This is a genomic window from Fulvivirga lutimaris (assembly GCF_009711525.1).
GTDB lineage: Bacteria > Bacteroidota > Bacteroidia > Cytophagales > Cyclobacteriaceae > Fulvivirga > Fulvivirga lutimaris.
The window spans coordinates 1-9357 of the sequence record NZ_SMLV01000267.1; the positions used below are offsets into that span (position 1 = coordinate 1).

The 9357-nt window shown below is 39.5% G+C and carries 12 protein-coding genes; all 12 read left to right on the forward strand.

Annotation, left to right across the window (positions count from 1 at the left end):
• Positions 1-13 precede the first annotated feature (13 nt).
• Positions 14-562 (forward strand): RNA polymerase sigma factor, encoded by a 549-nt coding sequence (locus E1140_RS04020; protein ID WP_343034137.1) that lies wholly within the window; start codon positions 14-16, stop codon positions 560-562.
• A gap of 2 nt (positions 563-564) precedes the next feature.
• A complete protein-coding gene (locus E1140_RS04025; RefSeq protein ID WP_155179304.1) occupies positions 565-1338 on the forward strand; it encodes a HEAT repeat domain-containing protein in 774 nt (257 codons plus the stop codon).
• Positions 1335-2201: a DUF4097 family beta strand repeat-containing protein gene (locus E1140_RS04030; protein ID WP_343034138.1), complete on the forward strand. Its 867-nt coding sequence runs from the start codon at positions 1335-1337 to the stop codon at positions 2199-2201. The genes E1140_RS04025 and E1140_RS04030 overlap by 4 nt, the downstream gene beginning before the upstream one ends.
• Before the next feature lie 53 nt (positions 2202-2254).
• Positions 2255-3007: a hypothetical protein gene (locus tag E1140_RS04035; protein WP_155179308.1), complete on the forward strand. Its 753-nt coding sequence runs from the start codon at positions 2255-2257 to the stop codon at positions 3005-3007.
• 167 nt (positions 3008-3174) lie between these two features.
• Positions 3175-3906, forward strand: a complete 732-nt coding sequence (locus E1140_RS04040) for a GIN domain-containing protein (RefSeq protein ID WP_155179310.1) — start codon at positions 3175-3177, stop codon at positions 3904-3906.
• A gap of 131 nt (positions 3907-4037) precedes the next feature.
• Positions 4038-4835 (forward strand): HipA family kinase, encoded by a 798-nt coding sequence (locus tag E1140_RS04045; RefSeq protein ID WP_155179312.1) that lies wholly within the window; start codon positions 4038-4040, stop codon positions 4833-4835.
• Entirely contained in the window at positions 4813-5199 is a 387-nt protein-coding gene (locus E1140_RS04050) for a DUF3037 domain-containing protein (RefSeq protein ID WP_155179314.1), read from the forward strand. Before E1140_RS04045 ends, E1140_RS04050 begins: the two co-directional genes overlap by 23 nt.
• A 111-nt stretch (positions 5200-5310) precedes the next feature.
• Positions 5311-6009 carry a hypothetical protein gene (locus tag E1140_RS04055; RefSeq protein WP_155179316.1) on the forward strand — a complete coding sequence of 233 codons (699 nt, stop codon included), beginning with the start codon at positions 5311-5313 and terminating at the stop codon, positions 6007-6009.
• A gap of 29 nt (positions 6010-6038) precedes the next feature.
• The gene (locus E1140_RS04060; protein ID WP_155179318.1) at positions 6039-6629 is read left to right on the forward strand and encodes a pseudouridine synthase; all 591 of its coding nucleotides are present in this window, start codon (positions 6039-6041) and stop codon (positions 6627-6629) included.
• A 156-nt stretch (positions 6630-6785) separates the two neighbouring features.
• Positions 6786-7085: a barstar family protein gene (locus E1140_RS04065; protein ID WP_155179320.1), complete on the forward strand. Its 300-nt coding sequence runs from the start codon at positions 6786-6788 to the stop codon at positions 7083-7085.
• A 33-nt stretch (positions 7086-7118) separates the two neighbouring features.
• On the forward strand, positions 7119-8027 hold the full coding sequence (locus tag E1140_RS04070; RefSeq protein WP_155179322.1) for an AAA family ATPase: 909 nt from the start codon (positions 7119-7121) through the stop codon (positions 8025-8027).
• 1 nt (position 8028) lies between these two features.
• Entirely contained in the window at positions 8029-9354 is a 1326-nt protein-coding gene (locus tag E1140_RS04075) for a hypothetical protein (protein ID WP_155179324.1), read from the forward strand.
• The last annotated feature ends 3 nt before the right edge of the window (positions 9355-9357 follow it).

Consider the following 9357-nt stretch of genomic DNA (forward strand, 5'->3'; position numbering starts at 1 on the left):
AAAATTATAATTAGTGGAAAAAACACTTACTGATGAGCAGCTGATGGAAGCGGTAAGAGGCGGAGAACTAAATAAGGCTTCTCAGCTATTTGATCGCTACCATAAGCACCTGTACAATTTTTTTGTGAAGATAACCATGGATAAAGACCTTGGTCATGACCTCACACAGAATGTTTTTATGAGGATGATACATTATAAGCATACATATCAAACCGGAGCTGTTTTTAAGTCCTGGATTTTCAGGATAGCCCGAAATATATATGCTGACCATTATAGAAAAAACAGGATGATGTTTAGCGATGATAATCTTGAAATAATGGATCGGAAAATGACTGCTATTGATGATCAGATGGTGGAAGATGAAAGGCAGAAATTATTGTATATCGCACTTTATAAGCTGAAACCAGAGCAGAAGGAAATATTAATGCTGAGCAAATTTCAGAAGCTGAAGTATGAAGAAATAGCAAGCATTTATGAGACTTCAGTTGGTGCTATAAAGACCAAGGTTCATCGCGCATTAGGCAAGTTGAAAGAAAACTATTTAGAGCTCGAAAAAATATAATCATGGAGGAAAGTAAGATGACTGAGTTAATTAACGATTATATAGATGGCTACCTATCCGGTGAATTGAAAGTGTATGTGGAAAAGCATATAGAAGAAGACAAAGAATGGAAAGCAACTTATGAAAAGTATGCTGAGCTGAATGAGCTGATGAATAATGACAAAGAGTTAGAAGCTCCTGCATCATTAAGAAAAGATTTTCAACAGTTTCTTGATCATGAAATTGAAAATCAAACTAAGGTGGTACCTATGAATGTAGGATTAAATAATAAAAGACGGTATCAGATAGCTGCTGCTGTGGCCATACTTGCTGTAGGTTATATTCTTGGCATTTCGATGAACAAAGGAAATACAGATGAAATAGATCAACTGAGAAATGAAATGGCTGCTACTAAGGCACTTGTATTAAATTCTCTTGATGACCAATCAGCAAGCTCAAGGTTGGGTGCAGTAAATGCCAGTTATTCTATGGAAGCTATGGATGATGACATTGTCCAGGCCTTTGTGAAAACCTTAAATACAGATGAAAATATTAATGTGAGGTTGGCGGCACTTGAGGCATTGAGCAGATATGCAGATAAAGAAAATGTTCGCAAGGCATTGATCGAGTCCTTAAGTACTCAGGATAAGCCGGCAGTTCAGATAGTGTTAATCAATTTATTGGTACAACTAAAAGAAAAAAGAGCGATTGAGCCGCTTAAAAAGCTCACAGAAGATGAAGAAAACATGGAAGCCGTAAGAGATGAGGCTAATTATGGAATCTTCAAATTATCATAGAAACTCGAGTTTATAACAATAGCCTTCCGGGGCAATCTCAAAATCAAAAGAACAACAAAAAATTAAACGTTAAAAAGATGAAAAAATTAAAATTTATAGGTCTGACGTGTTTGGCAATAACATTAGGACTTGGGCAGATAAACGCCCAGAATTCGAATGAGTATAAGCTGGATATGAGCTCAGGCAAACTGATAGTAAAAGAACTTGATGAAGTTGAATTTGTAGCAAGCTCAAACGGTTCTGTAGTAATTACAAACCGTGATAACGATCGAGAAAAGTCTGAGCGCGCCAAAGGCCTAAGATTGATAAATGGTCTGGGGCTTGAGGACAATACCGGCATTGGATTAAATGTTGAAAAGACTTCTGGTGGTGCAACTGTAAGCCAAATATCCAGAAATGGATCGGGAGAGTATATCATTAAGGTGCCAAAAGGAGTTACCATCGTTTTTGAAAATGGGTCAGTTTATAGCAAGGGCGTGTCATTTAAGAACATTACGAGCGAAATTGAAGTGACAACTACACATTGTGATGTAAGACTGGATAATGTAACTGGACCAATGACTGTAAGTACGGTGCATGGTGATATTGATGGAGCCTTTAGCGCAGTGAGTCAGGCGAACCCGATTTCTATAGTTTCAGCTCATGGAGATATTGATTTAGGGATACCTTCTGGCACGAAGGCTAACTTCACGATAAGTACCAATTGGGGAGAAATTTATTCAGACCTGGATATAGAAATTGAGAAAAATGCAGAAAGCATGAAGCGCTACAACCAGAACAAAGTCAATGGTAAGATGAGTGGTGGTGGTGTGAGCATGAATATATCTTCTACACACGGTAGCATCTACCTGAGAAAAAAATAAAGTCAAGGTCCTTCAGGTCTGAAGGGACCATTTGAACACTAACTTATTGAATTATGAAATACATAATCAGCCTAATGATATTGGCTGGGGTGGGAAACTTTGCCCTTTGCCAAACCAAAATTGACAAGACAATAGCTACCAAAAATGGGCAGAACGTGTCATTGGATTTCACCTGGCCAGAACTTATTCAGGTAAGCAGCTGGGACAAAAATGAGATTAAGATTGAGGCTATGGTCAGCATTAATCAAGGTCAGGATGATGAAGCTTTTAAACTTAAAGTGGATGAAGCTAGCGGATCTATCAGGGTAAAATCAGATATTGAAAACTTTGACAATTTGCCTCATAAGATAATGATAAAGGCGGGCGGTCAGGAATATTTCTTTAACACTGATGATAGAAACAGTCCGGAGGTGGTCAAGTTTTTAGATGAGAAAGGATCCAATGGCTATGAGTTTATGAATCACGGGGTTATTATGGATATCAAGCTTGTAGTCTATGTGCCTTCAAATATCAACTTAGACATTTATAGTAAATATGGAATGGTTGAAGTTAATGAGTATAATGGTAAGCTTTCCGTGCATTCTAAGTTTGGCGGTGTGGATATCAAGGTGCCTTCTGCTAAAAACACCATTAAGGCGGGCACAAAATTTGGAAGAAAATATACTGATCTGGATCAAAAATTTGCCACGCTTGAATACGGTGACCATCCAGGTAAATGGGATTGGGTATCATGCGATATTAATGGAGGAGGGGCCCTTCAGGAATTGAAATCAGAATTTGGAAATATCTATATAAGAAAACCCTAAGCAATAAATTTTCTTATTGGTGAAGAGGTCAACCGTTATGGTTGGCCTTTTCTTTTTTGTCATTCCTGCTTTTAGCGAAATCTCTATGTTGTAGCTGACAACTTTTTTTCTCAACCTATGCAACCTTTTGTTCGTAAATGCCATCTTAGAAGCAAACGGTCAAAATCATGAATAAATTTTACACAACATTAATTGCCATAATTTGCTTTTCGACAGCATCAATGGCACAGACACTGGAGCTACCGCTCAACAGCTTCGAAAAGATTATCATCAACCCTTATATAGATGTAACTCTTGTTAAAGGAGATAAGGAAGCAATTGAATTTACTTATGATGGTATATCATCAGACAAACTTGGTGCTGAGGTGCGAGGCAATACGTTGCACGTATTCCTGGAAGACGCAGAGATTAACCTCAGGCTTTTTAAAAGAGACTTTGATTTGCCGAGAAGGTATAACTGGGCTAAAGTAAAGGCAAAAATCACTTATGTTTCGCTTAAGAAAATCGACTTGCGTGGCGAGGAGAATTTAGTTTGTGAAGGTGAGCTATCATCCAGAAATCTGAAATTAATAGCTTACGGAGAGAATGACATTGAGCTGAAAAACGTAAACACTGGCAGTTTTAAAGTGGCATTATATGGCGAAAACAAATTTGCTATTAACTCAGGGAGCACCTATAACCAGATATACAACACTTATGGTGAGAATGAGATCAATGCTGAAAATTTTGAAAGCAGCGCAGTTAAATCTAAAAGCTTTGGTGAAAATATCATTAATATCAATGCCACTGAATTTCTAGAAGTGGTTCATTTTGGTGAAGGGAGAATTAACTATGTGGGTAATCCGGTGATAGAAAGAAAATGGCTTATTGGAGAGACCCAGATGCGAAGAATAAAGTAAATAATTGAGATAATAGAAAGTAGACCCTGATCCTGGCCTAGCCGGGATCAGGGTCTTTTGTTTTAAGTTAAATCGGGTAAAAAGCCATATCTAGTTTTATATTTACAACTTTCAGTTAGCATTATTACCAAATGAGCATGACCAAAGTCGAAATTAGAACTGTGAACGTCACCCGTTATGTGACACCTCTTCGTGAGGGAGGATCTATGCCGGCTATTGTTGAAGCCGATGACGGGTTTTTGTACGTCATTAAATTTCGTGGTGCAGGGCAGGGTACCAATGCGTTAATCGCTGACCTCATTGGAGGTGAACTGGCCCGTGTACTCGGACTGCAAGTGCCCGAATTGGTTTTTATGAATTTAGCCGAAGGATTTGGTCGCAGCGAGGGTGATGAAGAGATTCAGGATCTGTTAAAGTTCAGTGTTGGGCTCAACCTTGGCGTCCATTATTTATCAGGAGCCATTACTTATGATGCCACTGTAACTACATTGGACCCATTATTGGCTTCAAAGATACTTTGGCTTGATTGTTTACTCATAAATATTGACCGCACCCATCGCAATACCAATATGCTAATGTGGAAGAAAGAGTTATGGATGATTGACCCTGGAGCCTCCCTTTATTTTCATCACAATTGGAGTAATTGGCGTGAGCATATTAAAACACCTTTTGCATTGGTGCAGAACCATGTGTTATTGAAGCAGGCTACAAAGTTGGAAGAAGCCGATGAGTTTGCCAAAAAAATACTGACCAGAGAAGTAATAGAGGATATTGTATCCTTGATTCCCGATGATTTTTTAAGTGATGACAGCCTTTTTGAGACTAAAGAAGAATATCGAAATGCCTATGCTATATTTTTGATTGAGCGTATGCAGCACGCTGAAATATTTATAAAAGAAGCCCAAAATGCACGACAAAAACTTATTTGACTATGCGGTCATTCGTGTTGTGCCCAGGGTAGAGCGCGAAGAATTCATTAATGTAGGTGTGATACTCTATTGTAAGGCAGAACGATTTTTGGAAGCTAAGTATCAATTGGATACTCAACGACTACTGGCATTTTCACCTGAGTTGGACTTGGATTGTGTGAAAGAAAACCTTAAAGCCATAGAGCAAATTTGTATGGGTAAAAAGGAGGGTGGCGCTATCGCAGAACTTGATCTTGCTTCTCGCTTCAGGTGGATGACATCTACCAGAAGTACAATCATACAAATGTCAAAAGTACACCCTGGATATACAGCCAATGCATCCGAAACTCTGGCGAAATTGTACCACGGGTTGGTGCTGCAGTAAAAGGAAAATGTCTCACTAAGAGGTCAGGACTCAATCTGGTTCTGAGGTTTGTTTTTAGAGAAGGTTCAAGTTAGTTTCGCTGTTTTAACAAAAACCTATACAATAAGAAAAATGCGAAAACTGGTTTACTCACTTCTGTTATTAATTTTTTGTGCTTCACTATCCTTCGCTCAGGATGATACTACCCAATATGATCAGGAATCTGCAATAGCTGAATTGGGAAGAATTCAGAGTTTGATACAAACAAAACAATTGGACAGTTTAGAGCCTGCATTATTGGAGTATTTATATAACAATCGTGCACAGTTTCCTAAAGTGTCTGATGATGCTACTTTAGAAGAAAGGGCCGGGCTGATTTTACCTGTGTATACGCAAATCACTCAATTTATAAAATGGAGCATTCCTAATTCTACAGTAGCTATTACTTCAGATCAGGCCAAACTCATGGCCATTTTGGGCTACCAATCTGTTAACCTTTTACAGGTCGCCAATCAATTTATTGAAACATTGTCTAAAGATGATCCTTCTTATGAAGTCCGCATGGGAGGTTATAATCAAGCTGTTGGCGGTGTGCAGACTTTTTTAAAGGGTTATGTTGTGAGTACATTCATTGAGAACCAAAATCAGGAAATGGACTTATTACTTGTAGATAATATCAAAGAGTTTGGGCCGGCATTGATTGAGAAAATTCCTGAAGAAAAACGAAGTGAAACTATTGCCTCAATAAAAGATGACTATTCTGAAAAGGTTAGTGATAGATTGAAAAAGGATTTTAAAAAGCTCCTCAAACTTTTGGGGAAAGAGGAATAAGGCATTTTTGTCGTCTATTATTATTAAAAATGACCAAACACCGCCATTTTATTATCCATAAACCTTACGGCTATCTTTCTCAATTTGTACACAATGAGAGAAGGAGAAGAAATAGAAAACTTTTGGGAGAGCTGCATGATTTTCCGGAAGGCACTATGTCAATAGGCAGATTGGATCAGGATTCAGAAGGATTGTTATTATTGACTACAGATGGTAAGGTTAGTCATCAGGTGCTGAGCAAGAAGGTAGAAAAGGAATATTATATTCAGGTGGATGGCATAATTACCGATAAAGCCATTGAAGAGTTAAAGAAAGGAGTCGATATTGCTTTGCAAGGGGAAACCTATGAGACATTACCGTGCAAAGCGTTTCGTTTAGATTCCGAACCAGGTTTTCCACCACGGACACAAAAAATACGCGATGCGCGCCATGGCCCAACAAGCTGGATGGCCGTGACAGTGAATGAAGGCAAGTTCAGGCAAGTACGAAAAATGAGTGCTGCTGTAGGCTTTCCCACTTTACGTTTAGTGCGTGTCCGTATTGGTAATATTCATCTTAATGACATGAAATCTGGCGATGTTGTGGAGGTCGAAGGTTTTGGATTGTCAGAAGATCTTTAATCTTTCGTCATTTCGACTGAGACACGAGGGAGAAATCTCCTAATTGGGTAGTAAATTCTCTCAGTATTGCTGTTATTCATAAAATTGTCGTCTTTGAATCAAAGCGGAGAAATGATTAGCTTAACTAAATATTAGTTCAGTTTTATCATAATGGAAATGTCAGCCGAATACACAATTGACGGAGTAAAGTTCAGTTCAAAGAATGGATTTTATGACTATGTGGAGAAGCACTTTACTCAAGGATTAAATTACAAAATAGGTAGAAACCTTGATGCCCTTGCTGATGTGCTTGGTGGAGGGTTTGGAATGCATGATTGTGATGAGCACATTATCATAAAATGGAAAAATTTAGAGAAGAGTAGAAAAAGACTGGACCCAGATTTCCTGAATAAGGTACTTGAAATTCTTGAAGAACTTGAGCAAGTTAATTTCTATAAATTTGATTATAAGGAATGAACCAAAATCACCTCAAACAGTTTTATTAAAACTATGGCAGAAACAACTCATTGGACAGGATCAGAAAAATACCTTTGCGATCCTGCATTGGCACAGGCATTTCATATGGCACGTATGCTCGGCATGCCGCTTTTGATAGAAGGGGAGCCTGGTACAGGCAAAACTGACTTGCCCATCCATTATGCAAAAGACAGAGGCCTTGATTTGGAAGTGTATCCTGTAGGTTCTAAAAGTAATGTGGAGCAGTTTGTGGCGAGGTTCGATCATGTGAAATACCTCCGCGATTCTCAAATAGAAATTTTGAATGCCCAACGGGAGGAAAAAGGTTTGGAAACCAAACTTTCCACTGGCGGTAGAAACCCTGAAGCTTTAGGCGATTATGTAGTCAAAGGTCCAGCAGCTGTAGCTTTCAGTAAGCCCAATTCTGTGTTGCTGATTGACGAGATTGACAAGGCACCGAGAGAGTTCCCGAATGATTTGCTATATGCCTTAAGCCACCGAAAGTTTATCATGCCGGAATCTGGCGAAGTGATAGAAATATCTGAAGAAGAAATGCCGGCCATTGTCATAACTTCAAACCGTGAGCAGGAGCTGCCAACGGCATTTAAAGGCCGATGTATTTATCATTACATTGACTTCCCTGACAAGGAAGTGATGAGCCAGATTATTGAAAAACACCATCCTAAATTAGATGAGCGGGTGGTGCGTGTAGCGCTTGACGTTTTTTACCATCTGCGCAGGTTAGGTTTAGAAAGAGCACCAACGACCAGAGAAATCCTCAATTGGTTAAAATACATGGGTGATATTGCTCCCAAGGAGGCAGTGAAGAAAATTGAAGGCCTCGAGGGAATTGGCGCCTTGATAAAAACACAACCCGATATGGAACGTGTAAATAGAATGATAGGTGCGGATGATACTTTTGGCGGATCCCGATTAAACTGATATGCTTAGCTCTCTACCAGAACGATTTAGAGCACATGGCTTAAAGGCCGATGTGCGCACCCTGCTGCTGCTGCGCAAAGCAATGCAGAAAGGGTTGATCAAAACACTGGGAGATATTTATAATGTATTGAAGGGAATAATCGTAAAAGAACCAGCAGATATTGGTCCGTTTACCAAGGCCTATTATGAGTACTTTCTTTATGTGCCTATCAAACCCGGACAAACACTGGAAGATGCTATTCTGCGCTCAGAGACTTTTGAGAAATGGAAAACACAATTCCTGGATGAGGCCGATCGTGATTTAACAGATGAGCAGCTGGTGACTACTTTTTTAGATCAGGTGCATTTGACGAGCTATGATATCAAAGAAGTAATCAACGGCAAGGAGATATGGGATAAGGATAATCCTGATCAGGAAGATACAGATCCAATAGACCCAAACCATGAACCAACGGAGCGTGTGTTGGATAAAATGGCAGATTATTCTGATTTGACTTTGGAGGAATTGCTGGAGCGAATGGAGAAAGTGCGTGAGCAGCAGCGAACGCAGCATGGCGGAGGCAGTCACTGGATCGGTACCGGAGGCATTTCACCTTATGGACATGGCGGAGCTGCAAAAAATGGTATTCGTGTTGGAGGGCAAGGTGGAGGCAAAATGGCCAGAAAGGTAATGGGTGATAAAAACTATTTCCCGATTGACCGCGATGCTTTATTAAATGACAACAATATTGATGCTGCATTGGCTTCCATCAAGGGCGTAATTGAGGAAAGTGCCACTGAAAAGTTAGATGTGCCTCAAACCATCAAATCTGGCCTTAAAAGAGGAGGATTATTTATACCTGAGCTTACTAATGAGAAGAATGAGGAGCTAAAGGTTATCGTGTTGATTGACAATGGCGGATATTCGATGGCACCTTATGTACGCAGTGTGCAAAGCTTGTTCAGAAAAATGAGAACCCGATTTGCTCATGATTTAGAGGTGTATTATTTCCACAATACTATTTATGATCGGGTTTATGTTGATGAGCGCAGGACTAAATCTATCACCGTTGATAAGCTATTAATGCACAGTAAAACCTACCGTGTTTTCTTTATTGGAGATGCAGCCATGGCACCTTATGAGCTCAACTCCTTCAGCATTAATTCTATAAAATCCATTATTCAAAAATTTAAAAAGAGCGTCTGGCTCAACCCTGAGCCGTTGAGATACTGGCCACATACCTACACCATTCAGGTGATGAAGGAGCTGGTGCCGATGTTCCCATTAACACCGGCAGGTATTGAACGTGCCGTAAGGGCTATGAATACCAAAGGTGTGGAGGGATAGTTC